General features: G+C 66.5%; 22 protein-coding genes. 15 read left to right on the top strand and 7 right to left on the bottom strand.

All coding sequences use genetic code 11. From position 1 onward, the window contains the following. Positions 1 to 57: 57 nt before the first annotated feature. The 12 genes from B4A39_RS10255 (at position 58) to B4A39_RS10200 (ending at position 15,764) form a co-directional block, all read left to right on the top strand. Positions 58 to 1,233: a DNA cytosine methyltransferase gene (locus B4A39_RS10255; protein ID WP_292036230.1), complete on the top strand. Its 1,176-nt coding sequence runs from the start codon at positions 58 to 60 to the stop codon at positions 1,231 to 1,233. Positions 1,234 to 1,256: 23 nt separating this feature from the next. After that, positions 1,257 to 4,871, top strand: coding sequence for a hydantoinase B/oxoprolinase family protein (locus tag B4A39_RS10250; RefSeq protein WP_292036227.1), 3,615 nt, complete (start codon positions 1,257 to 1,259; stop codon positions 4,869 to 4,871). 44 nt (positions 4,872 to 4,915) lie between these two features. After that, positions 4,916 to 5,650: a DUF969 domain-containing protein gene (locus B4A39_RS10245; protein ID WP_292036225.1), complete on the top strand. Its 735-nt coding sequence runs from the start codon at positions 4,916 to 4,918 to the stop codon at positions 5,648 to 5,650. Next, entirely contained in the window at positions 5,647 to 6,612 is a 966-nt protein-coding gene (locus B4A39_RS10240; RefSeq protein ID WP_292036224.1) for a DUF979 domain-containing protein, read from the top strand. Before B4A39_RS10245 ends, B4A39_RS10240 begins: the two co-directional genes overlap by 4 nt. Before the next feature lies 1 nt (position 6,613). After that, a complete protein-coding gene (locus B4A39_RS10235) occupies positions 6,614 to 7,636 on the top strand; it encodes a DUF2891 domain-containing protein (protein WP_292036221.1) in 1,023 nt (340 codons plus the stop codon). Between the two features lie 271 nt (positions 7,637 to 7,907). Beyond that, positions 7,908 to 8,942, top strand: coding sequence for a UDP-glucuronic acid decarboxylase family protein (locus B4A39_RS10230; RefSeq protein WP_292036218.1), 1,035 nt, complete (start codon positions 7,908 to 7,910; stop codon positions 8,940 to 8,942). A gap of 80 nt (positions 8,943 to 9,022) precedes the next feature. Further along, positions 9,023 to 10,462: a glycosyltransferase family 2 protein gene (locus B4A39_RS10225; RefSeq protein ID WP_292036217.1), complete on the top strand. Its 1,440-nt coding sequence runs from the start codon at positions 9,023 to 9,025 to the stop codon at positions 10,460 to 10,462. Positions 10,463 to 10,474: 12 nt separating this feature from the next. Further along, positions 10,475 to 11,611, top strand: a complete 1,137-nt coding sequence (locus B4A39_RS10220; protein ID WP_292036214.1) for an NAD-dependent epimerase/dehydratase family protein — start codon at positions 10,475 to 10,477, stop codon at positions 11,609 to 11,611. Positions 11,612 to 11,702: 91 nt separating this feature from the next. Next, complete coding sequence (gene bcsS, locus B4A39_RS10215) at positions 11,703 to 12,428, top strand: cellulose biosynthesis protein BcsS (RefSeq protein WP_292036211.1); 726 nt, start codon at positions 11,703 to 11,705, stop codon at positions 12,426 to 12,428. A gap of 224 nt (positions 12,429 to 12,652) precedes the next feature. After that, positions 12,653 to 13,762 (top strand): endo-1,4-beta-xylanase, encoded by a 1,110-nt coding sequence (locus tag B4A39_RS10210; protein ID WP_292036208.1) that lies wholly within the window; start codon positions 12,653 to 12,655, stop codon positions 13,760 to 13,762. A gap of 116 nt (positions 13,763 to 13,878) precedes the next feature. Then, entirely contained in the window at positions 13,879 to 15,390 is a 1,512-nt protein-coding gene (locus tag B4A39_RS10205; RefSeq protein WP_292036205.1) for a PAS domain-containing protein, read from the top strand. Beyond that, complete coding sequence (locus tag B4A39_RS10200) at positions 15,387 to 15,764, top strand: response regulator (protein WP_292036203.1); 378 nt, start codon at positions 15,387 to 15,389, stop codon at positions 15,762 to 15,764. Before B4A39_RS10205 ends, B4A39_RS10200 begins: the two co-directional genes overlap by 4 nt. Here B4A39_RS10200 and B4A39_RS10195 read toward each other — a convergent pair. The 6 genes from B4A39_RS10195 to B4A39_RS10170 form a co-directional block, all read right to left on the bottom strand. Next, positions 15,751 to 17,337, bottom strand: coding sequence for a phytoene desaturase family protein (locus B4A39_RS10195; RefSeq protein WP_292036200.1), 1,587 nt, complete (start codon positions 17,335 to 17,337; stop codon positions 15,751 to 15,753). The genes B4A39_RS10200 and B4A39_RS10195 overlap by 14 nt on opposite strands. A 55-nt stretch (positions 17,338 to 17,392) precedes the next feature. After that, positions 17,393 to 17,515, bottom strand: coding sequence for a hypothetical protein (locus tag B4A39_RS10190; RefSeq protein WP_292036198.1), 123 nt, complete (start codon positions 17,513 to 17,515; stop codon positions 17,393 to 17,395). Between the two features lie 67 nt (positions 17,516 to 17,582). After that, positions 17,583 to 18,794: an imidazolonepropionase gene (gene hutI / locus B4A39_RS10185; protein WP_409449569.1), complete on the bottom strand. Its 1,212-nt coding sequence runs from the start codon at positions 18,792 to 18,794 to the stop codon at positions 17,583 to 17,585. 2 nt (positions 18,795 to 18,796) lie between these two features. Next, on the bottom strand, positions 18,797 to 19,054 hold the full coding sequence (locus tag B4A39_RS10180) for a hypothetical protein (RefSeq protein WP_292036193.1): 258 nt from the start codon (positions 19,052 to 19,054) through the stop codon (positions 18,797 to 18,799). Between the two features lie 170 nt (positions 19,055 to 19,224). Next, positions 19,225 to 20,115 (bottom strand): agmatinase family protein, encoded by an 891-nt coding sequence (locus B4A39_RS10175; RefSeq protein ID WP_292036190.1) that lies wholly within the window; start codon positions 20,113 to 20,115, stop codon positions 19,225 to 19,227. Between the two features lie 5 nt (positions 20,116 to 20,120). Next, a complete protein-coding gene (locus B4A39_RS10170; protein ID WP_292036187.1) occupies positions 20,121 to 20,819 on the bottom strand; it encodes a UTRA domain-containing protein in 699 nt (232 codons plus the stop codon). Between the two features lie 95 nt (positions 20,820 to 20,914). On the opposite strand from B4A39_RS10170, the gene hutU reads away from it, so the two are divergent. From hutU to B4A39_RS10155, 3 genes are all read left to right on the top strand, one after another. Further along, positions 20,915 to 22,582 (top strand): urocanate hydratase, encoded by a 1,668-nt coding sequence (hutU, locus tag B4A39_RS10165; protein ID WP_292036184.1) that lies wholly within the window; start codon positions 20,915 to 20,917, stop codon positions 22,580 to 22,582. 4 nt (positions 22,583 to 22,586) lie between these two features. Next, a complete protein-coding gene (gene hutH / locus B4A39_RS10160) occupies positions 22,587 to 24,119 on the top strand; it encodes a histidine ammonia-lyase (RefSeq protein ID WP_292036183.1) in 1,533 nt (510 codons plus the stop codon). A gap of 110 nt (positions 24,120 to 24,229) precedes the next feature. Next, positions 24,230 to 24,691, top strand: a complete 462-nt coding sequence (locus tag B4A39_RS10155; RefSeq protein WP_292036180.1) for a hypothetical protein — start codon at positions 24,230 to 24,232, stop codon at positions 24,689 to 24,691. On the opposite strand, the gene B4A39_RS10150 is transcribed toward B4A39_RS10155, so the two are convergent. Then, positions 24,675 to 25,436, bottom strand: coding sequence for a peptidase (locus B4A39_RS10150; protein ID WP_292036177.1), 762 nt, complete (start codon positions 25,434 to 25,436; stop codon positions 24,675 to 24,677). The genes B4A39_RS10155 and B4A39_RS10150 overlap by 17 nt on opposite strands. Positions 25,437 to 25,466 lie beyond the last annotated feature (30 nt).

The following is a 25,466-nucleotide window of genomic DNA, read 5'->3' as shown; positions in this document are numbered from 1 at the left end:
TCAAGGGCGTGCGTGGCGAGCGTGGAAATGGAGGGCCGCCTGGGTCACAGTGCCGGGATGCGCGATTCGCCCCCTTCGGCCCCCAGCTTCTACGAATTCTTCGCCGGCGGCGGCATGGTGCGCGCCGGTCTGGGCGCCGACTGGACCTGCCTGTTCGCCAATGATTTCGACGCCAAGAAGGGCTTTTCCTATCAGGCCAACTGGGGCACCGGCGGCGAGCTGACGGTAGGCGACATCCGCGCGCTGGAGCCGGCGCAACTGCCGGGGACCGCCGACATGATGTGGGGGTCCTTTCCCTGTCAGGACCTGTCGCTGGCGGGCGCTGGAGCCGGCCTGAAGGGCGAGCGTTCCGGGACCTTCTACGCCTTCTGGGACCTGATTCACGGGCTGATCGCGGATGACCGGGCCCCGCGCATTGTGGCGGTCGAGAACGTCTGCGGCGCCCTGACGTCGCACGGCGGCAAGGATTTCGAGGCCATCTGCCGGACCTTCGCCGAGGCCGGCTACAGCTATGGCGCCCTGGTCATCAACGCCGACCTGTTCGTGCCCCAGTCGCGCCCGCGCCTGTTCGTCATCGGCGTCCGCGCCGACGTGGAGGTCGCGCCCGAGCTGCTGTCGCCGGAACCGATCGAGCCCTTCCACACCCGCGCCCTGCGTCGTGCGGTGGGCGATCTGCCCCAGGACGTGCGCGACCGCCTGCTGTGGTGGAACGTGCCGACGCCCGAACGCCGCATCGCCACCTTCGCCGACATCATCGAGGACCGCCCCACCAGCGTCGCCTGGCACACGCAGCCCGAGACGAAGAAGCTGCTCGACATGATGTCGCCGGTCCATATGGCCAAGGTAGCAGCCGCGCGCCGCGCCGGGCGCCGCATGGTCGGCGGCGTCTATCGCCGCACCCGTGTCGATGAGACGGGCGCCAAGGTCCAGCGCGCCGAGGTCCGTTTTGACGACGTGGCGGGCTGCCTGCGCACGCCGGCGGGCGGGTCCAGCCGACAGGTCATCCTGGTTGTCGAAGGGCGGCGAATTCGTTCGCGCCTGATCTCGGCCCGGGAGACGGCGCGGCTGATGGGGCTGAAGGACAGCTACATCCTGCCCCGGCAATACAGCGACGCCTATCACCTGACCGGCGACGGCGTGGCGGCCCCGGTCGTGCGGCATCTGGCGGCGCATATCTTCGAGCCGCTGGCGCTGGGCGCGGCCGCCGCTCTTGACGGCGTTCAGGCCGCCTGAGCTCCATCGACAGGAGCAGCCGAATGACAGCGTGGCGTTTCTGGATCGATCGCGGCGGCACCTTCACCGACATCGTCGCGCGCGCGCCGGACGGCGCCCTGCAGACCCGCAAGCTGCTGTCGGTCAATCCCGAGCAGTACGCCGACGCCGCCGTCGAGGGCATTCGCCGCATCCTGAAAGCCGCGCCGGGATCGTTGGCCGCAGGACTGGTGGACGAGGTGCGGATGGGCACCACAGTGGCGACCAACGCCCTGCTGGAGCGCAAGGGCGAGCCGACGCTGCTGGCCATCACCGCCGGCTTCGGCGATGCCCTGAGGATCGGCTGGCAGGCCCGGCCCGAACTGTTCGTGCGACACATCGTGCTGAATGATCAGCTCTATGACCGCGTGATCGAGATCGACGAACGCGTGACCGCCGACGGCGCGCTGGATCGCCCGCTGGACGAGGACAGAGCGAGGGCCGATCTGACGGCGGCCCACGCTGCGGGCCTGCGCGCCATCGCCATCGTCCTGGTCCACGGCTGGCGCTTCACCGCCCATGAGACGCGGCTGGCCGAGATCGCGCGCGAGGTCGGCTTCGAGCAGATCTCCGTGAGCCATGAGGTCGGCGCCCTGATCAAGCTGATCGGGCGCGGCGACACCACGGTGGCGGACGCCTATCTGTCGCCCATCCTGCGCGCCTATGTCGACCAGGTCGGCGCAGACCTGGGCGAGGCGACGCCGCTGCAGTTCATGCAGTCGTCCGGCGGGCTGACGGCCGCCGACGCCTTCCGGGGCAAGGACGCCATCCTGTCAGGACCGGCGGGCGGCGTGGTCGCCATGGCTGAGACGGCCAAGGCCGCCGGCTTCGAGCGCGTCATCGGCTTCGACATGGGCGGCACCTCGACCGACGTGTCCCATTTCGCCGGGGACTATGAACGGACGTCCGACGCCGTGGTCGCCGGGGTGCGGCTGCGGGCGCCCATGCTGAGCATCCACACGGTCGCGGCGGGCGGCGGCTCCATCTGTCGCTTTGACGGCGGACGCTTGCGGGTGGGACCAGAGTCCGCCGGCGCCGTGCCGGGGCCGGCCGCCTATCGTCGCGGCGGACCGCTGACGGTGACCGACTGCAACGTCATGTTGGGCAAGCTGAGCCCCGACTTCTTCCCCGCTGTCTTCGGAGCCCACGCCGACCAGCCGCTGGACGCGGAGGCGGTGCGGACCCGGTTCGAGACCATGGCGGCCGAAGTCGCCGCCGCCATGGGCCGCGCGGTCACGCCCGGCGAACTGGCCGAGGGTTTCGTCACCATCGCCGTGCAGAACATGGCCGAGGCGATCCGCTCCATCTCGATCCAGCGCGGCTATGACGTGACGCGCTATGTGCTGAACTGCTTCGGCGGCGCGGGCGGCCAGCACGCCTGTCTGGTGGCCGACGCCCTGGGCATGACCCAGGTGATGCTGCACCCGTTCGCAGGGGTGCTGTCAGCCTATGGCATGGGCCTGTCCGAGGTGCGGGCGATCCGCCAGACCACCGTCGCCGCGCCGCTGGCCGCCGATCAGGACGAAGGCCTGGCCGCGCGCGCCGCTGAACTGGCCAGCGCCGCACGCGCCGACCTGGCGGCCCAGGGCTTCGCCCCTGACGCGATCTCGACGTATCCACGCGCCGAGATCAAGTTCGCCGGATCGGACACCCCGTTGACGGTGGCCTTCGGTCCCGCCGGCGCCATGGCAGAGGCGTTCGAGGCTCTGCACCGCCGCCGCTTCGGATTCTTCGCCGAGGGCAAGGCCCTGACGGTCGAGACACTGGAGGTCGAGGCGATCGGACGCTCGGAGCAGTCGCCGGCCACGTCGATCGCGGCTGGCGAAGGGGACTTGAGCGCCATCGCGCAACTGACGGTCCGCATGGCGGGCGAGGATCACGCCACGCCCGTCTACAGGCGCGAGGCCCTGACGCCCGGCGCGGCCGTCGACGGCCCGGTCATCCTGCTGGAAGACACCGGCACCACCGTTGTCGAGCCCGGCTGGCGCGCCACGGTCGACACGACCGGCAACCTGCTGTTGCTACGGGTCGTTCCCCTGCCCGCCCGCACCGCGATCGGCACCCAGGTCGATCCGATCATGCTGGAGGTGTTCAACAGCCGCTTCATGGCCTGCGCTGAACAGATGGGCGAGGCCCTGCGCGCCACCGCCTATTCGGTGAATATCAAGGAACGACTGGACTTCTCCTGCGCCGTTTTCGACGCGGGCGGCGCCTTGATCGCCAATGCGCCGCACATCCCGGTCCATCTGGGCTCGATGGGCGAGAGCATCCGCACCGTCATCGCCTCTCGCGGCGCCGGACGCGGCGGGCGCGGCATGAAGCCGGGCGACGTCTATATGCTGAACGCGCCCTATAACGGCGGCACCCACCTGCCCGACATCACCGTGATCATGCCGGTGTTTCTGGACGAGGACGATGCGCCCGCCTTCTTCGTGGCGGCGCGGGGGCATCATGCGGACGTCGGCGGCACCACGCCGGGATCCATGCCTGCGTCCTCGCGCACGGTCGACGACGAGGGCGTGCTGATCGACGACTTCCTGCTGGTGGACGCCGGCAGACTGCGCGACGCCGAAACCCGCGCCCTATTCGCTTCCGGCCGCTATCCGTCGCGCAACGTCGATCAGAACATTGCCGACCTGAAGGCCCAGATCGCCTCGTGCACGCGGGGAGCGGATGAACTGACCCGCATGACGCAGGAGTTCAGCCGACCGGTCGTCGCGGCCTATATGGGCCATATCCAGGACAATGCCGAAGAGGCCGTGCGTCGGGCCATCGCTGCCCTGAAACCCGGCGACTTCACTTATGAGATGGACGACGGCGCCGCCATCCGCGTCCGCATAGACGTGGACACCGAAGCTCGCAGCGCCGTGGTCGATTTCACCGGCACCAGCGAGCAGCGACCGACCAACTTCAATGCTCCGCTTTCGATTACGAGGGCCGCGACCCTCTATGTCTTCCGCACCCTGGTGGATGACGCCATTCCGCTGAACGAGGGCTGCCTGAAGCCGATCGAGTTGATCGTGCCCGAGGGGTCGATGTTGAACCCACGCTATCCGGCGGCGGTCGTGGCGGGGAATGTCGAGACCAGCCAGGCGGTGGTCGACACCCTTTACGGCGCGCTCGGAGTCCTGGCGGCCAGCCAGGGGACCATGAACAACTTCACCTTCGGCGACGCCACGCGCCAGTATTACGAGACCATAGCCGGAGGTTCGGGCGCGGGGCCGGGGTTTGACGGGACCAGCGCGGTCCAGACCCACATGACCAACAGCCGTCTGACCGACCCCGAGGTTCTGGAGACGCGTTTCCCCGTCCTGCTGGAGGAATTCGCGATCCGACGGGGGTCGGGCGGCGACGGGCGCTGGCGTGGCGGCGACGGGACGGTGCGGCGCGTTCGCTTCCTCGAGCCCATGACCGCCGCCATCCTGTCCAATCACCGACGCGTCGCTCCCTTCGGCGTGGCCGGCGGCGCCGCCGGCGCGGTCGGGGTCAACGAGGTCGAGCGGGCCGACGGTCGTGTCGAGCCGCTGGGCGCCACCGCCGAGGTCGCGATGGCTCCGGGCGACGTCTTCGTCATCGAAACGCCCGGCGGCGGCGGCTTCGGCGCGAAAGCGCCTTCCTGAAACGACCGTTCCGCGCAACCATCCGTCTGGGGAGGACGTGATCAATGCTGGTGCTTCTGGGAATTCTGATCGTGGTCGCGGGCTTTGTCGCCCGGATCAATCCGCTGGTCGTCATCCTGATCGCGGCGATTGCGACCGGGGTGCTGGCGGCGGTCGGACCGGGCGTTGACGCGGAGGGTTTGCTGACGGCCGGGATAGACACGATCGCGCGCTTTGGTCAGGCCTTCAACGACAACCGCTACTTCCATATCACCTGGCTGGTGCTGCCGGTCATCGGTCTGCTGGAGCGCGCGGGACTTCAGGAACGCGCCCGTGAACTGGTGACCCGATTCAAGGCGGCGACGGCCGGGCGGCTGATGCTGATCTACCTGCTGGTGCGGCAGGCGACGTCGGCGCTGGGCCTGACCTCGCTGGGCGGCCACCCGCAGATGGTGCGCCCCCTGATCGCGCCGATGGCCGAGGGCGCGGCCGAAAGCGAGCACGGCCCCCTGACCGACAAGGCGCGGTTCCGTATCCGCGGCATGGCGGCCGGCACGGACAACATCGGCCTGTTCTTCGGCGAGGATATCTTCATCGCCATCGGCTCCATCGTCCTGATCGTCGGCTTTCTGGAACAGGCCGGAGTCCGGGTCGAGGCCCTGCACGTCTCGCTGTGGGCCATCCCCACCGCCATCGTCGCCTTTATTGTTCACGGGGTCCGCCTGTTGATGTTCGACCGGCAGGTGAAAAAGGACATGGCCGTCCCCGACGTATCCGCAGACGCGGAGGCCGGTCGATGATCACGCTGGAGCACGCCTATATCGCCACCGGCCTGATGTTTGCGGCCTTTTCCATCCTCAGCTTGCGCGATCCGTTGAATCCGACGCGGTTCCGCAGCGCCCTGTTCTGGGGCCTGATCGCCCTTTCGATGCTGTTCGGCAGTTGGCTGGGCGGGTTCGGCAACGGGATGCTGGTGATCGCTCTGGTCGTCATCGGCGCCAGCGGCAAGCTGGGCGTCGGCAGGCCCGTCACCACCTCAGCCGAGCAGCGTCAGGCCAGCGCCACGCGCTGGGGGAACGCCCTGTTCGTGCCGGCCCTGATGGTGCCTCTGGTGGCCGTCGGGGGCACGCTGCTGGCCAAGCATACGCCCGCCGGGGCCTGGCTGATCTCGCCGGTGCAGACTACGCTGATCTCGCTGGGGCTGGGGTGCGTCATCGCCCTGGTCGCCGCCATGGTCTGGTTCCGCCCCCCGGTCATGGCGCCGGTTCAGGAGGGACGACGCCTGATGGACTCCATCGGCTGGGCCGCCCTGCTGCCGCAGATGCTGGCTTCGCTGGGCGCGGTCTTCCTGGCCGCCGACGTGGGTCAGGTGGTGGGCGATCTGATCGCGCGGGTCATCCCCATGACCTCGGCCTTCCTGGCCGTCTTCGCCTATTGCGCCGGCATGGCCCTGTTCACCATCATCATGGGCAACGCCTTCGCCGCCTTCCCGGTGATGACCGCCGCCATCGGTCTGCCCATCGTCGTGCATCAGTTCGGCGGCGACCCGGCCATCGTCTGCGCCATCGGCATGCTGGCTGGGTTCTGCGGGACGTTGATGACCCCCATGGCCGCCAACTTCAACGTGGTGCCAGCCAACCTGCTGGAGTTGCCAGACCGCAATGCACCGCTGAACGGGGTGATCCGGGCCCAGATCCCTACAGCGGCGATCATGCTGGTCGCCAATATGCTGCTTATGTATTTCCTCGCCTTCCGGTTCTGACATGCCCCAGATCGACGCCGCACTCGCTTCACGCTTCGCCTCCACGGCCCTGGGCCATGTGACGCGCGAATACCCCAACCACATCATGCATGTGCTGACGGGTCCGCAGGATGCGCGCACGCCGCGCGACATGCATCCGATCTTCTTCGGCAGCTTCGACTGGCATTCCTGCGTCCACGGCTGGTGGACCCTGTTCACCCTCTATCGTCTGCATCCCGACATGGCCGAGGCGTCGGCCATCCGCGCCCTGGCCGACGACCTGTTCACGACGGAGACCGTGGCGGGCGAGGCCGCCTATCTGGCGCGTCCCGAAAGCCGAGGGTTCGAGCGGCCCTACGGCTGGGCCTGGTTGCTGATGCTGGCCGCAGAACTGGAACGGCACGACACCGACGAGGGCCGTCGCTGGGCCGAGACCTTGCGGCCGCTGGCCCGGGTTTTCGCCGAGCGATTCAAGGCCTTCCTGCCGCTGGCGGATTACCCGGTGCGGGTCGGAACCCATTACAACACCGCCTTCGCCCTGCGCCTGACGCTGGACTACGCCGAGACCCACGATGTCGATCTGGCCGCCGCCTGTCGCGCCGCCGCCGTCCGCTGGCACGCCGCAGACCGCGACTGCCAGGCCTGGGAGCCGTCGCAGGACGAGTTCCTGTCGCCGGCCCTGATGGAGGCCGTGCTGATGCGGCGCGTCCTTGCCGCCGGCGAGTTCCGGACCTGGTTCGACACCTTCCTGCCCCACCTGGGCGACGGACAGCCGGCGACGCTGCTGGCGCCGGCCCGGGTCAGCGACCGCACCGACGGCAAGATCGCCCACCTGGACGGACTGAACCTGAGCCGCGGCTGGTGCTGGCGTGAAATCATCGCTGGGCTGCCGGGCGAGGACGTCCGCCGCAGGGTCGGCGAGGCGGCGGCGACGGCGCATCTCGACGTCGCCCTGCCTCACGTCACGGGCGACTATATGGGGGAGCACTGGCTGGCGAGCTTCGCTCTTCTGGCCTTGCTGACCGAGATCACGCCCACCGTTTGAGCCGAGGCGCGCGGCCGCCCCGCAACCCCCTGTCCTGAGATTTCAGGCTCGCTTTGAGCCCTGCAAGATCGTGCGCGTCATCGACCCGCGCCACGCGCGGCATAGCTTTGTCGCATTTGCACCAAAATCAGGCGGAACTCATTTTCGCCATCTTGGTTAACAGGTTCTTAGCGCTGCATTTACGCTTTCCAAGATTCGCGTCCAAGATGAATGAAGTCGTCACCCGTAAAGAAGTCGATTAGAAATAGCTGATCACCTGAGGTCGTAAGAGATGGTTGAAAATCGTCATTTCTACAATCGTCACGAAAACTATGCCGAGCCTGAGGCAGCTGTAATTGTCGTTGCAGGCGGCGCTGGTTTTCTAGGATCTCACCTGTGCACCAAATTGATCGAAGGCGGGCACTCGGTATTCTGTATCGACAACTTCCACACCGGACGACCTCAGAATGTCGACCACCTGATTTCGTCAGATCGGTTCACGCTCGTTCATCACGACATAAACGATGCCTTCCCTCAGGATATTCCCAAGGTCGATCAAATATACAATCTGGCGTGCCCGGCATCTCCGGTCCACTACCAGTATGATCGGGTGAAGACAGCCCTGACCTGCTCCATAGGCACGCTCAATCTGTTGAAGAGAGCGGCAGAAGACCGGGCCAGATTCTTCCAGGCCTCAACATCCGAAATCTATGGCGATCCCGAAGTTCACCCTCAAACCGAGAGTTACAGGGGTAACGTCAACACTGTCGGTCCTCGATCCTGCTATGATGAAGGCAAGCGGTTCGCCGAAACCCTGGTAACGGACTTCGGCGCCCAGCACGGGCTGACCACGCGGATCGTCCGCATCTTCAACACCTATGGGCCACGCATGCATCCCGACGACGGACGCGTGGTGTCCAACTTCATCGTCCAGGCCCTGCTGGGCGAGGACATCACCATCTACGGCAGCGGCGAACAGACACGCTCGTTCTGTTTCGTCGATGATCTGGTGGAAGGCTTCGTGCGCCTGATGAACGCCGACTCCGGCATCGACGGCCCGATCAATATCGGCAACCCGAACGAAACCACCGTCAACCAGTTGGCGGCGCAAATCCTCGCCATGGCCGGATCGAGATCAAGGATCGTCCACCACCCGCTTCCGGTCGACGATCCGCGCCGTCGCAAGCCCGACATCTCCAATGCGCTGGCGCGTCTGAACTGGTCCCCGCAGGTGCCGCTGCAGGAGGGCCTGTCCCAGACCATCGCCTATTTCATGGAAGAGATGCGCAGCAGCGGACGAACTTCGACCAGCGCAATGGCTTCCTAGCACAGCGAAATTCCAACGGATCACCTGACGCGACGAACCGATACAGCAATCAAGCACGAAAATCCTGGGCGGGCATTTCGATGAATACCTCTGAATTCACAACGGTATTGGTGTGGCTGTTCGCCATTTCCCAACTGCTGTACTTCGGCTGCTTCCTGCTGGAGCTCTATTTCCGCTCGCTGTGCGTCAACACCGTGGACATGGATGATCCGCTGCCCGCTACCGAGGCGGAAACGCCCTTCATCGTCCTGCTCTATCCAGTCCTGCGAGAACTGGAGCGCACGATGGAGACGACCTTCACGGCGCTCGCCAAGCTCGATTATCCGACCAGCCGCTATCGCGTCGTCGCCATCCCCAACGCCAATGACCACGAGACGGTCGCGAGCCTGGAAAGGTTGAGAACGGCCTTCCCATTTGTCGAGATCATGGAAGTCCCGCCGACCACCGATCCGCGCTGGGACGCCGTCTGGAACGCCTGGGACGCCAACCCCAAGGCCTATTGGTGGCACCGCGGCAAGCGCGCCGGGGTCAAGGACCTGCCCCCCAAGAAGACGCGGCAGTTGATCTACGCCCTCTATCAGGTCGCCGAGATCCATCGCGACAAGACCAACCTGACGATCGACTACATCGACGCCGACAGCTGCCCGCCCGCCGACCACTTCAAGGCGGCCGCCATTGGTTTGCAGAAGTATGACGTGCTGCAGGCGCGCAATGTCGCCGGCAACCTGAACGCCAGCCTGGCCGCCGCCTTCCACGCCTTTGACCACATGACCTGGGACGGGGCCAAATACGGGCATCTGTCGGATCCCAAACAACCCTTCTGGGTGCTGGGCAAGGGCTTGTTCTTCAAGGTCGACGACCTGATCGCCCTGGGCGGTTTCCATCCCTGGATCACGATCGAGGACCCCGAGGTCGGCGAGCGCTTCTGGAAGAACGGCAAGACCCTGGGCATCATCGAGAGTTCACTGATCGAAGAGGTTCCCGAAACCTTCAGCGAAGGCATAACGCAGAGGAAACGCTGGGTCGCCGGCTTCTTCCAGAGCCTGGGCGCGCCGCTGAAGGAGATGGATTTCTCGTTTGGCGAACGGATGCGCGCCTGGGCCAACTTCCTGCCCTGCATGTCGCTGTGGGTGAACACCCTGGGCTTCCCGCTGGGCGTGTGGGCCGCGTGGCGGTTCGCCGCCGGGGACAGTTTCCTGCCCCTGTGGCTGGTCGTGCTGTCGGTGTTCAACATCATCGCCTTCACCCTGCTGGTCATCGGCCTCTACATGCGGACGTGGACACGCACAGGTCTGGTGCTGGAGCGCACCACCGACCGCATCGTCTACATGCTTATGGTCAATCCGGTGTTCGTGATGATCTGGTGGTGCGTCTGGATCATTCCGCTGACCCTGGGCTTCGTCATGTACCTGAAGGATAGCGGCCAGGTCTGGCAGCGCACCGAGAAGATCGACGCCAACAATGCGCTCGTGCGGTCCAAGCTGGACCAGTTCGGCGTGCTTCCTCACCATCACCACTAGGCGGACAGGATCATGGACAAGCACATCCTGATCACCGGCGGAGCCGGCTTCATCGGCTCGCACCTGACGGACGCCATGCTGGCGCGGGGCTATCGCGTCAGCGTGCTCGACAGCCTGTCGCCGCAGGTCCACGGGGACGGGGAAATGGCGGCGGACGGCTGGCCGACCTATCTCGACCCCCGCGCCCGTCGCATCCGGGGCGACCTGCTGGACGAGGGCGTGTTCGAAGCGGCGCTGGACGGCGTGACCCACCTGGCCCATCTGGCGGCCTCGGTCGGCGTCGGGCAGAGCATGACCAATATCGTCGACTACACGCGCAACAACGTCATGACGGCCGCCGTCATGCTGGAGACGCTGTCGCAGAAGCCGCACACGATCGAACGGATCGCCGTGGCTTCGTCCATGTCGATCTACGGCGAAGGCGACTATATCCGTCCGTCCACCCACGCCCATGTGACGGCCGACATACGCTCCCACGCCCAACTGGAAGCGCGGCAATGGGAGGTGATGATCGACGGCGAGGAACTGGAGCCCGTCCCCACCGCGGAGGACAAGCTGCTGCAGCCCAACTCCATCTACGCCGTGAACAAGCGCGACCACGAGGAGATGTTCCTTTCGGTCGGCCGGGCCCTGCAGATTCCGACCGTGGCCTTGCGACTGTTCAACGCCTACGGGTCCCGACAGGCTCTGAGCAATCCCTACACCGGGGTGGCGGCGATCTTCATCGCCCGCCTGCTGAACGACCAGCCTCCCCTGGTGTTCGAGGACGGCCGGCAGATGCGGGACTTCGTTCACGTCCAGGATGTGGCGCAAGCCTTCGCCACCGTGCTCGACAGCGATCAGGCGACCTGGGACGTGTTCAACGTCGGCAGCGGCGCTCCGATCTCGGTCAACGAAATCGCCGGGGTGCTGGCGCGGTTGCTGGGCAAGAACATCGCGCCTGAGGTTCTGAACCGCTTTCGCGTCGGCGACATCCGCCACTGCTTTGGCGACATCTCCAAGATCGAGCGGGCCTACGGCTTCAAGCCGCAACGCGACATGATGACCGGCATGGAAGAACTGATCGCCTGGGTCGGACGAGCCAAGCCGCCGGTGGATCGCAGCGCCGAGTGTCTGGCAGAGCTGTCACGAGGAAGATTGGTCGTCTGAAAGTATTAACCAGAATGTTGCAGCGTAACTGAAGTGCATTCCTAAGCGTCGACCGCTGCGCGACGCATCGATATTGTCGTCAGGGAAAGTCATGACCCACCAACCGCGTCGCTTCGCATCGAAAACACCCTTCATCGCCGCCGCTGCCGTCCTGGGCGCGGTGAGCTGGAGCGAAACGGCGGCGGCGCAGAGCGACGTGACCGTCTTCGCGGGCGGCAAGCTGGATGTCGCGGATTCCGCCTACGCCGGCGCCGCAGTCGGACTGCCGGGGTCGATCGACGGCAAGGGTTGGGCCGTCCGCGGCTCGATCTATACCGGCGGTTACGAGTACGAGAGCGGGTCCACCACGATCGACGCCGACTTCACCGGGGGGCAAGCGGAACTGGTCTATCGATACGGCTCAGGCGCCACCTGGGGCAGCGTCGGCGCGGGCTATCGCTATGTCGACACGGATCTCAGCCCGGCGGACCCAGGAAACCGTCGCGAGGGCGGACAGGGCGAAATGATAGTCAGCCTCGACGGCGGCCATGTCGCCGGCCCATGGCGGGTGGACTGGTACGGGTCCTACGGCTTCCGGCTTGACGACTACGATGCGCTTGTCAGCCTGACGCATACCGTCGGAAGCTCCGGCCGAATTCGCGCCGGGTTGGAGGTCGCGGCAGACGGCGATTCCAACTACAGCGCCTACCACATTGGTCCCGTCGTCGGCTTCAAGATGGGCGAACAGGCGGAATTCCAGATTTCAGCCGGGCTCAGCGACGGCGATGACCGCAGCTCGGACGGCTATGTGCGGGTAGGCTTCTATCGGAGCTTCTAGTCGCGAGAACAGTTCGTTTCCGCGCGAGACATTCCCAGCAGACCATTCTATAATGCCAATCGGTCTCACTTGCTGAAGTGAGCGCTTTATAGTCGCGCCAGAGACGCACGCGGCAATTGTTAACCCGCCGTTATCTCCGGGTATCTTAAGTAATCCGCTCATTCTTCTCCCTCCCTGAGAAGGCTAGGCGTGTTATGCTGACGCTTCCGTCACGACGTTCTGTAATGACTGGTCTGGCCTTGGCGCCCGTGCTGACCGTTGCGCCGAACGGGGCCTGGGCTGAAGGCGAAGGCGCGTCTCCCGTCCACGTATCGGCGACCCCGACGCCCTCCCTGTCTCATGCAGCCCGCAGCGGCGGCCGCTACTACGGTGCAGCCGCTCGCGCTGATCACCTGCGTCAGGACAAGGCGCTTCGCGCCGCCGTCCTCCGCGATTGCGAAGTGCTGACGCCCGAAATCCATCTGAAATGGAATTCGCTGGAATGGCGCAAAGGCCAGTTCCACTTCACGCCCGTCGACGATCTTCTGGCCTTTGCCGACGAGAACGGACTGCGAGTGCGCGGCCACACCCTGCTCTGGGACCAGAGCACCCCTGACTGGGCCAAGCATGAAATGCTGGATCGCCGCGACTGGCGGCTGATGTCGGAGCATTTTTCGCGCGTTCTGGGACGCTATGCGTCGCGCATCGACGAATGGGACGTGATCAACGAACCAATCGACACTGTGTCGGGCGCCCACGCCCTGCGTCGCAACACCTTCTTCAGAGCCTTTGGCCCGACCTATATCGAGCGCGCGATGGAAGAGGCGCGCACGCACGCGCCGCACGCCCATCTGGTCATCAACGACTACGGCTTTGAGTACGGCAACCCCGTGGACAAGGCGCGGCGCCAGGCCTTCGTGGCCCTGGCGCGACGTTTACGGGCGGCGCGCGTGCCGCTGGACGGCGTCGGAGTCCAGGCCCACCTCGACCTGTCCAAGGGACCGATCGACCGGGTCGGACTGCAGGAAATGACCAAGGCCCTGATCGATCTGGGCCTCGACATCACCGTGACCGAACTGGACGTCAAGGAAACCGAAGCCAGCGCCTCCACTCCGGCGCGCGATCAGAAGGTTGCCGATGAGACGAGACGCTACCTGGACGTCATGCTGGCCTTCCCGGAGGTGCGAGGCGTGGTGACCTGGGGGCTGACCGACAAGTTTTCATGGCTGACCGAACAGGTCGACGCGCGCGTGCGCGCCGACAGAGGCGTCAACCGCGGCCTGCCCTATGACGACGCCTACAGCCCCAAGCCCATGTACTGGGCCCTGGCGGACACCCTGCGCGCCAGCGCCTAGACGCTGCACCTGCCCCCTTCCCTCCGCGCCCGTCCAATGACATTCCTGTCTTTTAGCGGCGATGACGCACCCTTTCGCCCTGGCTCGCGTTAGGCTGAACGGACACGGGGGCTAGGTTGCGAACACTTGCGAAGACAATCGATCTGGTCGCAGCCTTCGACGCGTCGCCCAACCCCTACATGCTTCTGGATGATCAGTTCCGCTACGCCGGCATGAACCAGGCCTACCTCGACGTCACCCAACGGCGTCGCGAGGACCTTCTGGGCCAGCCTGTGATGGAAATGTTCGACGGGGGTCAAGGAGAGCAATCCAGCGAAAACGCCCGCCAGTTGTCAGCATCGTTCAACAAGGTGATGGCGACCGGGCAGCCCGATCACCTCGCCGTGCTTCACTATCCGATCCCCGTGCCTCAGGACGACGGCGCGACCGCCTATGATGATCGTTATTGGAGTTGCACACATACCCCGATCAAGGATGGCGGCGGGCGCGTCACGCACATCCTGCAACACACCACCGACATCACGGAATTGGAAAAGCTGCGCCGGCAGATCGGCCGGCTCCGGCCTGATGAACCGCCCTCGGCGCTCGACAGCCTGATCGGCGGCGGCATGTTCAGGCGCGCCATGAGCGTCCAGGCCGACAATCGCCGACTGGAGATCGAACGGCGACAACTGCTGGACATGTTCATGCAGGCGCCGGGCTTCGTGGCCGTCTTGAATGGGCCGGACCATATCGTCCAGATGCACAACGACGCCTATGGCCAACTGATCGGCCAGCGTCAGGTCATCGGCAAGCCCATTCGCGAGGCTCTGCCCGAGCTGGCTGGCCAAGGCTATGACGACTGTCTGGACGAGGTGCTGGCCACGGGGGAGGCTTTCCGCGGCCGTCAAAGCCCCGTGCAACTGCAGCAGGCCCGCAAGGGTCCGCCCTCGACCCGCTATCTCGACTTCACCTATCAACCGATCCGCGACGAGGCCGGCAAAATCATCGGCGTCTTCGTTCAGGGGCACGACGTCACCGAGACCGTCATCGCCGCCGAACGCCAGAAACTGATGATCGACGAGTTGAACCACCGGGTGAAGAACACCCTGGCGACCGTCCAATCGATCGCCATGCAGACCGCGCGCTCGCACGAGGATCCGAGGACGTTCGCGGAGACGTTCCAGTCGCGCATCCTGTCCCTGTCCCACACCCATGACCTTCTGACCCGCAGCCACTGGGAAGGCGCCGACCTGCGCGAGGTGCTGGAACACGAGACGACGGCCCACGGCCTGCACCGCCTGACGCTGAACGGGCCGAACGTGGCGCTGGAGCCTGCCATGGCCGTTTCGCTGGGCATGATCTTCCACGAACTGGCGACCAACGCCGCCAAGTACGGGGCGCTGTCGACGGGTGAAGGCCGCGTCATGGTCGACTGGTCGATCGCAGACCTCAACGATCCTCGCCTCGCCATCCTATGGCGCGAGACCGGCGGGCCCAAGGTGGCACAACCGGAACGCCGGGGCTTCGGCAGTCGTTTGGTCGAACGCAATGTCCGACATGATCTGGCGGGCGTCGTCCAGATGCATTACCGCGACGACGGTCTGATCGTCGACATCAACATTCCGCTCAACAAGGAAGCCGCATGACCAAAGCTTTGCAGGGCCGCCGGGTTCTGATCATCGAAGACGAGTCTCTGGTCGCCATGCTGTTGGAAACCATCCTGGACGATATGGGCTGCGATGTGATCGGGCCGGATTCCAACATCGACGACGGCTTGAAGTCCGCTACGACCGAGGCCGTGCTGGACGCCGCCCTGCTGGATGTGAACGTGGCGGGTCGCGAAGTCTTTCCAGTGGCCGACGCCCTGAAGGCGCGGGGCGTGCCCTTCGTCTTTTCGACCGGCTATGGGGAGGCGGGCCTGCCCGAGCACTGGCGCGGCCATCCGACGATCCAGAAGCCCTTTACCGAGGGGGCCATCCGCGACGCCCTGATGAAGGCGATGAACATCAGCGCGGCCTGACGTCTCGAAGGATGGAGCGCGCCGCGTTATGGCCCGGCGCGCCCGTCACCCCGCCGCCGGGATGGGCGCCGGAACCGCACAGGTATAGGCCCGGCACAGGCATCCGGTGATCGGCGTGGCCCAGCACGGGCCGTGCGCTGAACAGTTGATCCAGCGTCAGCCGGCCATGGAAGATGTCGCCGCCGATCAGGCCGAAGCGCCGCTCGAGATCGCGCGGCCCCAGGGCCAACCGGCCCACCACCGAGGCCTTGAATCCCGGCGCAAGGGCCTCGACCGTCTCGATCATCAGATCGGCCACCGTGTCGCGATGCTCGTCCGCCAGATCGGGCGCGACGTGCTGGCAGAACAGGCTGACGACGTGCTGGCCCGTCGGGGCCAGACTGTTATCCAGGGCCGAGGGAATCAGCATCTCGACGATGGGCTTTGACGACCAGCCGTTCAGCCGCGCCTCGGCGTAGGCGCGGTCCATATACGCCAGGGTCGGCGCGATGATGATCCCCGCCGTCAGGTGATCGCCCGCTCCCGGCAGAGCTGTGAACCGGGGCAGTTCCGACAGAGCCAGATTCATGCGGAAGGTGCCCGAGCCTGAAGCGTAGCGGCTCATCCGCTCTGTGAAGTCAGCCGGAACCACCGCCGGATCGACCAGGCGGTTGAACAGCAGGCGCGGGTGCAGGTTGGACACCACGGCGCGGGCGCGGATCACGTCGCCCGCCTCCGTCACGGCGCCGACCGCCCTGCCCTTTTCCGTCAGGACCTCGGCGACGGACGCATCGAGACGGATGTCGACGCCCTGCTCGGCGCAGGCGACGGCCATGGCCTGGGTGATCGCCCCCATGCCGCCGATGGCGTGGCCCCAGGCGCCCTTCTTGCCGTTCACCTCGCCAAACACGTGGTGCAGCAGGACATAGGCCGAGCCGGGGGTATAGGGGCTGGCGTAGTTGCCGACGACGCTGTCGAAGCCGAACAGGGCCTTGATCGGATCGCTCTCGAACCAGCCGTCCAGCCAGTCGCCAGCCGACTTGGCGAACAGGTCCAGCAGGTCACGCTGCGCCGCCAGGCCCAGTCCCGAGACCCGTCGCCCCATAGACGCAGTCTTCAGCATTTCCGGCAGGGCGGCCAGCCAGCCGCCCTCGACCACGTTGGGCGGGGTGGTCAGGATCAGGTCGCGCAGGATGGCGGCGATCGTCTCCAGCCGCGCCTCATACTCGGGCAGGCGTTCGGCGTCGCGGGTCGAGAACTTGGCGACCTCGGCCTGGGTTCGCCCTTCCCCGGTCAGCAGGTAGCGCCCGTCATCGAACGGCAGGAAATTGGCCGCACGTCGCTCGACCACCCGCAGGCCGTGACGGGCCAGATCCATGTCGGCGATGACGCGCGGGTTCAGCAGGCTGACGGTGTAGCTGGCGGTCGAGTTGCGAAAGCCCGGATGGAATTCCTCCGTCACCGCCGCCCCGCCGACGACGCCCCGCCGCTCCAGCACCGTCACCTTCAACCCGGCGCGCGCCAGATAGAAGGCGCAGACTAGGCCGTTATGCCCGCCGCCCAGAATGACGATGTCCGTAGCCGATTGCGCCATGCCACCCCTCCGCGGAGCGAGGCTAGCACCGGAAGTCGACGGCGTCAGTCGGCCTTCAGAACAGGGCGATGACGCCCTTGGCGATCAGATAGACCTGTCCTGCCGAGGCGGCGGCGGTCAGCAAGGTCAGGGCGAGCGTCAGGCCGCGCGTCGATGACCGTTCAAGAGGATGCGCCATCATTCAGCTCCGCGCCCAGATACAGGCACGAAGAATGCAACTACAGAACAGTTAACACAACCTAAAGTTACGAAGCGCAGCTCGCCAGATAGCGCCGATGCAGCAGGGGCGCGCCCAGCCAGTAGCAGAGCTCGGCCGGGCGGGTGATGTCCCAGACGGCGAGGTCGGCGGCCTTGCCGGGTTCGATGGTTCCGACCTCGTCCTGCATGCCCAAGGCGCTGGCGGCGTGGCGGGTGGCGCCGGCGATGGCTTCCTCGGGCGTCAGACGGAACTGGACGCAGGCCAGGTTCAGCGCCGCCGTCATCGAGGCGACGGGCGAGGTGCCAGGGTTGCAGTCAGTCGCCACCGCCATGCGAACCCCGTGCTGGCGCAGCAGGGCCACCGGCGGCGCCTTGGTCTCGCGTAGCATCAGGAAGGCGCCGGGCAGAAGGACCGCCACCACACCGGCCTCGGCCATGGCCTGAACACCCGGCTCGGTCGTGTGCTCGATATGGTCGGCGGACAGAGCGTGATAACGGGCGGCCAAGGCCGCGCCGCCGCCGTCCGACAACTGGTCGGCGTGCAGCTTGACCGGCAGGCCCAGTTCCTCGGCCTTGTCGAACAGGCGGGCGACCTCGTCCGTAGTAAAGGCGATAGGCTCGCAATAGGCGTCCACCGCGTCGATCAGACCCTCGGCATGGGCGGCGGGCAGGATTTGATCCACAGCCTTGTCCACATAGGCGGCGCGGTCGGCCTTATGCTCGGGTGGGACGGCGTGCAGACCCAGGTAGGAGGTGCGGACGCGCACCCCGGCGTCGCGCCCGATGCGGCGGGCGACGCGCAGCATCTTCAGCTCGCTGTCGTGATCCAGACCATAGCCGGACTTGATCTCGACCGTGGTCACCCCGGTGGCCTTCAGCCCCTCCAGACGCTTGCAGGCCGAGGCGTAGAGGTCATCCTCGCTGGCCTCGCGCGTCGCCTTGACCGAGGAGACGATGCCGCCCCCGGCGCGGGCGATCTCTTCATAGGTCGCGCCCTCCAGCCGCCGCTCGAACTCGCCTGAGCGGTCGCCGCCGAAGACCAGATGGGTGTGGCAGTCGATCAGGCCCGGCGTGACCCAGCGCCCGCCCAGGCTGTCGGTTTCCACAGCCTTGTGCACAGGCAGGTCGGCGCGCGGCCCGACCCAGACGATACGCCCGTCCTGGATCAGGATGGCGGCGTCCTCGATCGCGCCATAGGGCTCGCCGCCCTCGGTCATGGCGGCGACGTGGCAGTCGGTGATGAGGCGGTCAGCGAGGATCATCAGTTGCTCCTGAGTCGTTCTTGAGCCTCACGCAAGGCTGCGGCCATCTCGGGATCAGCGATCTCGGACGGATAAAATGCAGAGAGAGCCCAGCCACCCCAGAACCAGCCATCGAACAGCTTGTATGTGGGGCGAACCCGCTGCGCGAAGACGACCGTCAGCCCCTCGTCGGCACGTCCACAGTCTTTGGGCCAATCTTTCAGCCTGCGGGGCGGCGCCGCACCATCGATCACGGCGACACGATGGTAGGTGCTCATGTAGCCGCCGGAGACGGGCACGGCCCGCGCGAGGTAGATGCTATCAGCGGTAGCCGCCAGTTGGCGTTGGAGCTCAAGGGTCTGCTCACGCGTGCGGTTGACCGCCTCACAGGCTCCTGCGGGGGAAGCCGAGACAGCAAGCCCAGCTACCGCAGCCGCCAGCAACACCCTCATCTTCCCTGTACCCCAGCAAGCAGTTCGCAGAACCAGCGCCCGGCGGTCAGGGAGCCGAGATCGCCGACTTCCAGCGAGGGGTCGTATTCGGTCAGGTCGACGGCGCGGACCTTGGGACAGGCGCCGATGGCGCGGGCGGCGTCGAAGAAGTCGTGGACCGAGACCCCGCCGGGGCGGGCGCCGGGGCTGGCGGGCCACTGGCTGCGGTCGATGACGTCGATGTCGAAGTCGACGTAGATGACCTCGCACAGGGACGACAGGCGCTCCAGTTCCTCGACCACCACGGTGGCCAGACCGCGCTGGCGGCACTCGCGAGCGGTGCGGACGCTGATGCCGGCCGCCTCGGCCTTTTCGTGGGCGCGGCGGGTGTTGGCGAAGGGGGCGAGGCCCACCTGACTGATCCGGCGGCCGTCCATGCCGTCATCCAGCAGGGCCTGGATCGGGTTGCCGTTGGTCAGGCCCTGATCCGTGTCGCGCAGGTCGAAATGGGCGTCCAGCGTCAGGACGCCGACGCGGTCCAAGCCCAAGGCATGCACGCCCGGCCGGGTGATGGCGTTGTTGCCGCCGACAAGGATGGTCAAGGCGCGGTGGGCCTGGGCCGCCACCGCTTCGCGCACAGGCTCGAAGGCGTCGAACGGCGAGACTGCCTTCAAGGCCACGTCCCCAGCGTCATGCACCAACACATCCAACTCAAGCCCGGTCTCGACGTCATAGGTGGACAGGCGCGGCAGAACGGACCGCAGGGCTTTCGGACCGAGGTCGCAACGGCCCGGCGTCAGCGACCGCTCGTTCAACGGCGCGCCGATCAGGGCGACCGGGGCGTCAGGATGATTCCCCACCAGATCGCCGACAGAGCGCCATCCCAGGGCTTCAGACGGTTGGCTCATCGGGATCATCCTTTGGTGGGGGAAAAGCGTGCGACCAGATCATAGGCCGCGCCGGGGAAGGTCTGCCACGCCCAGGTCACGCCCTGACCGTCGCGCCAGGTGCGACGCTCCAGCCTGAGGCAAGCCGCGCCGTCGGCCAGACCCAGATGGGTCGCCGTCTCGGGGTCGGCGCCGACGGCGGAGATGCGATGCTCGGCCTCGGTCCAGGGCATGTGGGCCAGCAGCCAGCCGCCCGGCGGCTGGGCGTTGAAGTCGGCGACTTCGGCCTCAGGCGCAGCGTTCAGGGAGATCAGGCGGCGCTCGAAGACGAAGGGCAAGTCGTCGGCCAGATGCAGGGTTTCCAGCTCGATCACCCGCTCGCCCAGCCCTTCATCAGGGCGCGCCGGGCGGACGATGCGCCCTAGCAGGCGGTGGGCGTAGGCCAGCCCCCTGCCCTCGACCTCGGACTGGATGTCGGGGATGGCGACGAGGGCCGACGAATGCACCGGCGGATGGGCCACCACCGTCCCGGCGCGGCGTCGGCGCACCACCAGAGCCCGCGCCGACAGGTCCGTCATGGCGCGGGACACCGTCATGCGGGCGCAGCCGTATTCGGCCATCAGTTCGGCTTCGGTCGGGATACGGAAACCCGGCCGCCATTCGCCCGAGGCGATGCGGCGCTCGATGTCGCCCGCGATGCGGCGATGAAGCGGCTCGTGATCCATGACGCGAAACTGCCCCTTGCGCGCATTAATGTCTAGACATAACACTATCCCCGCACGACGGCCCAAGTCGCATTCCGGGCCGCATGGAGGAATCGATGAGCGCCACGCCCAACACCCGCATCATCCGCAGCCCGCGCGGGTCTGAAAAGACCGCCAAGACCTGGGCCGCCGAGGCGGCGATGCGGATGCTGATGAACAACCTCGACCCCGAGGTGGCCGAGCGTCCCGAGGATCTGGTCGTCTATGGCGGCATCGGCAAGGCGGCCCGCAACTGGCAGGCCTTCGACACCATCGTCGAGCAACTGCAGAAGCTGGAAGCCGACGAGACCCTGCTGGTCCAGTCGGGCAAGCCGGTCGGCGTCTTCCGCACGCATGCCGACGCCCCGCGCGTCCTGATCGCCAACTCCAACCTGGTGCCCAAGTGGGCCACTTGGGACCACTTCAACGAGTTGGATAAAAAGGGTCTGGCCATGTACGGCCAGATGACAGCCGGGTCGTGGATCTACATCGGCACCCAGGGCATCGTTCAGGGCACCTATGAGACCTTCATGGAGGCGGGTCGCCAGCACTATGGCGGCGACTGGTCGGGCAAGTGGATCCTGACCGCGGGCCTGGGCGGCATGGGCGGCGCCCAGCCCTTGGCCGCGACCATGGCCGGGGCGTCCTGCATCACCATCGAGTGCCAGCGCAGCCGCATCGAGTTCCGCCTGCGCACCCGCTACGTCGATGTCATGGCCGAGACCCTGGACGAGGCGCTGGCCCTGCTGGAGCAGTCGTTCAAGGACAAGAAACCCTTGTCGATCGGCCTGTTGGGCAATGCAGCTGACCTTCTGCCTGAAATGGTCAAGCGCGGCGTCCGCCCTGATCTGGTGACGGATCAGACCAGCGCCCACGATCCCGTCAACGGCTACCTGCCCTCGGGCTGGACGGTCGCCGAGTGGGAAGAGAAGCGCGTCAGCGACCCGGCCGCCGTCGAGGCCGCCGCGCGCCAGTCGATGGCCGTCCACGTCCAGGCCATGCTGGACTTCCACGCCCAGGGCGTCCCCACCACCGACTATGGCAACAATATCCGTCAGGTCGCCTTCGATCAGGGCGTGACGAACGCATTCGACTTCCCCGGCTTCGTCCCCGCCTATATCCGCCCGCTGTTCTGCCGCGGCATCGGTCCGTTCCGCTGGGCCGCCCTGTCGGGTGATCCCGAGGACATCCGCAAGACGGATGAGGCGATGAAGAAGCTGTTCCCCGACAACGCCGGTCTGCACCGCTGGCTGGACTTGGCGGGCGAGCGCATCGCCTTCCAGGGCCTGCCGGCGCGCATCTGCTGGATCGGTCTGGGCGACCGTCACCGCGCGGGTCTGATGTTCAATGACATGGTGGCCTCCGGCGAACTGAGCGCGCCCATCGTCATCGGCCGCGACCATCTGGACAGCGGCTCCGTCGCCAGCCCGAACCGCGAAACCGAGGCCATGATGGACGGCTCGGACGCCGTCAGCGACTGGCCCCTGCTGAACGCCCTGCTGAACACGGCGTCGGGCGCTTCGTGGGTGTCCCTGCACCATGGCGGCGGGGTCGGCATGGGGTATAGCCAGCACTCGGGCGTCGTCATCGTCGCCGACGGCACGCCGGAAGCGGCCAAGCGGCTGGAGCGCGTTTTGTGGAACGACCCGGCCACCGGCGTCATGCGTCACGCCGACGCCGGATATGTCATCGCCAAGGACGTCGCGCGCGAGCACGGCCTGAACCTGCCCTCGCTGGACCTGTAAACCCATGACCACCACCATCGAAATCGGCGCCGCGCCGCTCACCCTCGCCCAGCTTCGCACGGTGCTGAACGGTCCCGTCGCCGTCAGCCTGACCGACGCCGCATGGGCCAATGTCGAAAAGGGGGCGGCGGTCGTCGCCGCCATCCTCGCCGAGGGCCGCACGGTCTATGGCATCAACACCGGCTTCGGCCTGCTGGCCAACACCAGCATTGCTGCAGAAGACCTTGAAACCCTTCAGAAGAACCTGGTGCTCAGCCATGCCTGCGGCGTCGGCCAACCGCTCGACGAAAACGTCACCCGCCTGCTGATGGTGCTGAAGATCGCCAGCCTGTCCAAGGGCGCCTCGGGCGTTCGTCGTCACACGCTGGAGACCCTGATCGGCATGGTCAACGCCGAGGTCCTGCCGCTGATCCCGGCCAAGGGTTCGGTCGGCGCTTCGGGCGATCTGGCCCCGCTGGCCCATATGTCCTGCGTCCTGATCGGCGTCGGCGAGGCCCGCTATCAGGGGCAGACGCTGGACGCCGTGACGGCCCTGGCCAAGGCCGGGTTGAAGCCTGTCGTCCTGGGTCCCAAGGAAGGCCTGGCCCTGCTGAACGGCACCCAGTGCTCGACGGCCCTGGCCCTGGCCGGCCTGTTCGCCGCCGAGGACGTCTTCGCCGCCGCCATCGCTGCCGGCGCCCTGTCGGTCGATGCTCTGCTGGGGTCGGACGCGCCCTTCGATCACCGCATCCACGCCCTGCGCGGCCAGCCGGGTCAGATCGACGTGGCCCGTCGCCTGCTCGAACTGCTGACCGGCAGCGCCATCCGCGACAGCCACCGCCACGACTGCGCCAAGGTGCAGGACCCCTACTCGCTGCGCTGCCAGCCTCAGGTCATGGGCGCGACCCTGGACGTTCTGCGCAACGCCGCCGCCATGCTGGAGCGTGAAGCCAACGCCGTGACCGACAATCCGCTGGTCTTCATCGAGGACGGCGACGTCATCTCCGGCGGCAACTTCCACGCAGAACCTGTTGCTTATGCGGCAGATATGATCGCCATGAGCCTGTGCGAGATCGGCAATATCTCCGAGCGCCGCACCTCCATCCTGGTCGATCCAAAGATGACCGATCTGCCCGCCTTCCTGGTCAAGGACAGCGGCGTGAATTCGGGCTTCATGATCGCCCAGGTGACGGCGGCCGCCCTGGTGGCCGAAAACCGCATGGTGGCTCACCCCTGCGTCGTCGACACCGTGCCGACCAGCGCCAACCAGGAAGACCATGTGTCGATGGCCACTCACGGCGCGCGCCGGCTGCTGGACATGGCCGCCAACACGGCGACCGTGATCGGCATCGAACTTCTGGCCGCGGCGCAGGGCATCGACTTCCGTCGTCCGCTGACCTCGTCGCCGGAACTGGAGCAGACCTACGCCATCGTGCGCGAGGCCGCCGAGCCCTATTCCGCCGACCGCTATTTCGCGCCGGACATCGCCCGGGCCACGGCGGGGGTGCAGGCTGGACGCTACCGCGCCTTCGCCGGCGAGCTGCTGCCTTCAGCCTGAAGCAGTCGCAATCATCGACGACGCTCCAAGGATAATCTGAACCGCACGGGGCCTTATGCGCTTCCCCTGCGGAGCAGATCTAAAGCGGGCGGTGGTCGATGAAGGCGGTAATGACGACGGTTGCAGCGATCAGCCTCGTCGCTCTGCTCGGGGGCGGCAGCTGGACGCTGTGGCGGTCGACCTCGGTCGCACAGGGTCCAGCCGCTGAAGGCTCGTCGATCAGCATAGAGGTGGTGCCGCCGGTCGAGCCGGAACTGACGCCCCGCCCCATTCTGGCGGTTGGGACGCTCAACAATGGCTATGAGCACGATCCGGACCGCCTACAGCCGCTCGCAGCCCTGCCGGCTGACGAGAGCGCGTGGGAGGTCGCCTGGATCGAACCCACGCCGCCGCCCGTCGCCACGCCCGTCACCGTCGTCGTGGGGCCGGCCAGCGCGCCTGTCCGGCGGATCGTGCAGCTTCCGCCCGATGACTACAGCTTCGGCTTCGACCGTCCCTTGCCGGAGACGGTCGCAGAAACGGCCCCGATCGATCCGACCGGGGCCGCTGCAGACATCAACGACGCGAGGTGACGCTGAGGGTGTAGTCGCCCTCTTCCGCGGCGCCGAGGGTATTGGCGCGGATCGAATAGGTCCCCGGACGCAGGCTTTGAACGATCTGCGCGCTGGTGCCGCCGCCGCTGTCGTCGTCCGTGGCCAAGGAGTCGCCGTCGCACTGCGGGCCTTCGTAGAGGCCGAGGTAGGCGTCGAAATCGCCGGAGTCGAGACGCACCGCGACGCTGCCTGCGCGCGCGATGGTCAGGGCGTAGCAGTCGTAGAACGAGCCGTCGTCGGCGCGACGGTCGCTGAACTCGAGACGGCCCGAACGGCTTTCGCCGACCGCGATCGGCAGGACCTGCGTGGTCGGCCGGATGCGCTCGCCCGAGGAGACGCGCAATTCGTAGCGGCCTGTCTCGCCCTCGCTGAGGGTGTTGGCCTTGATGATCCACAGCCCACCGCCCGAGACGAAGCGCAACTGGGAGTTGGTGCCCATGTCCGGACCGTCGTCATTGGTGATCGAGGTCTGGTCGCAATCAGCCCCCTCTCCGGCCGACAAATAGGTGTCGAAGTCCGATGAACTGAGCGTGACGGTGTAGGCCTCGTCCGGGTTGGTCTGAACGACGTAGCAGCGGTAGTGCGAGCCGTCGCCCATGCGGGCGTCCTTGGCGGTGAAATTGCCCTGAATGGTCTGGCCGGGGCGAATGGTGCTCTGGGCCGCGGCGGCGCCGGCGACGACCAGGCTCGAAGCCAGCATAGTCGTCATCAGAAGGGTTCGCATGGGGAGGTCTCCGTAGATGTTCCGAACCAG

Source organism: Brevundimonas sp. UBA4553 (assembly GCF_002387245.1).
Taxonomy (GTDB): Bacteria; Pseudomonadota; Alphaproteobacteria; order Caulobacterales; family Caulobacteraceae; genus Brevundimonas.
Note: the sequence above shows the minus strand (reverse complement) of the source record. Positions and strands in the feature narration are given on the sequence as shown.

Excerpts from the sequence above, each read along its gene's own strand:
- B4A39_RS10170 (WP_292036187.1), bottom strand. The coding sequence starts at position 20,819 with ATGGATCACGAGCCGCTTCATCGCCGCATCGCGGGCGACATCGAGCGC.
- B4A39_RS10180 (WP_292036193.1), bottom strand. The coding sequence starts at position 19,054 with ATGAGCACCTACCATCGTGTCGCCGTGATCGATGGTGCGGCGCCGCCC.
- B4A39_RS10150 (WP_292036177.1), bottom strand. The coding sequence starts at position 25,436 with ATGCGAACCCTTCTGATGACGACTATGCTGGCTTCGAGCCTGGTCGTC.
- hutH (WP_292036183.1), top strand. The coding sequence starts at position 22,587 with ATGACCACCACCATCGAAATCGGCGCCGCGCCGCTCACCCTCGCCCAG.
- B4A39_RS10240 (WP_292036224.1), top strand. The coding sequence starts at position 5,647 with ATGATCACGCTGGAGCACGCCTATATCGCCACCGGCCTGATGTTTGCG.
- B4A39_RS10255 (WP_292036230.1), top strand. The coding sequence starts at position 58 with ATGCGCGATTCGCCCCCTTCGGCCCCCAGCTTCTACGAATTCTTCGCC.
- B4A39_RS10190 (WP_292036198.1), bottom strand. The coding sequence starts at position 17,515 with ATGGCGCATCCTCTTGAACGGTCATCGACGCGCGGCCTGACGCTCGCC.
- bcsS (WP_292036211.1), top strand. The coding sequence starts at position 11,703 with ATGACCCACCAACCGCGTCGCTTCGCATCGAAAACACCCTTCATCGCC.
- B4A39_RS10230 (WP_292036218.1), top strand. The coding sequence starts at position 7,908 with ATGGTTGAAAATCGTCATTTCTACAATCGTCACGAAAACTATGCCGAG.
- B4A39_RS10195 (WP_292036200.1), bottom strand. The coding sequence starts at position 17,337 with ATGGCGCAATCGGCTACGGACATCGTCATTCTGGGCGGCGGGCATAAC.
- hutU (WP_292036184.1), top strand. The coding sequence starts at position 20,915 with ATGAGCGCCACGCCCAACACCCGCATCATCCGCAGCCCGCGCGGGTCT.
- B4A39_RS10235 (WP_292036221.1), top strand. The coding sequence starts at position 6,614 with ATGCCCCAGATCGACGCCGCACTCGCTTCACGCTTCGCCTCCACGGCC.
- B4A39_RS10210 (WP_292036208.1), top strand. The coding sequence starts at position 12,653 with ATGACTGGTCTGGCCTTGGCGCCCGTGCTGACCGTTGCGCCGAACGGG.
- B4A39_RS10250 (WP_292036227.1), top strand. The coding sequence starts at position 1,257 with ATGACAGCGTGGCGTTTCTGGATCGATCGCGGCGGCACCTTCACCGAC.
- B4A39_RS10175 (WP_292036190.1), bottom strand. The coding sequence starts at position 20,115 with ATGAGCCAACCGTCTGAAGCCCTGGGATGGCGCTCTGTCGGCGATCTG.
- B4A39_RS10245 (WP_292036225.1), top strand. The coding sequence starts at position 4,916 with ATGCTGGTGCTTCTGGGAATTCTGATCGTGGTCGCGGGCTTTGTCGCC.
- B4A39_RS10220 (WP_292036214.1), top strand. The coding sequence starts at position 10,475 with ATGGACAAGCACATCCTGATCACCGGCGGAGCCGGCTTCATCGGCTCG.
- B4A39_RS10225 (WP_292036217.1), top strand. The coding sequence starts at position 9,023 with ATGAATACCTCTGAATTCACAACGGTATTGGTGTGGCTGTTCGCCATT.
- B4A39_RS10200 (WP_292036203.1), top strand. The coding sequence starts at position 15,387 with ATGACCAAAGCTTTGCAGGGCCGCCGGGTTCTGATCATCGAAGACGAG.
- B4A39_RS10155 (WP_292036180.1), top strand. The coding sequence starts at position 24,230 with ATGACGACGGTTGCAGCGATCAGCCTCGTCGCTCTGCTCGGGGGCGGC.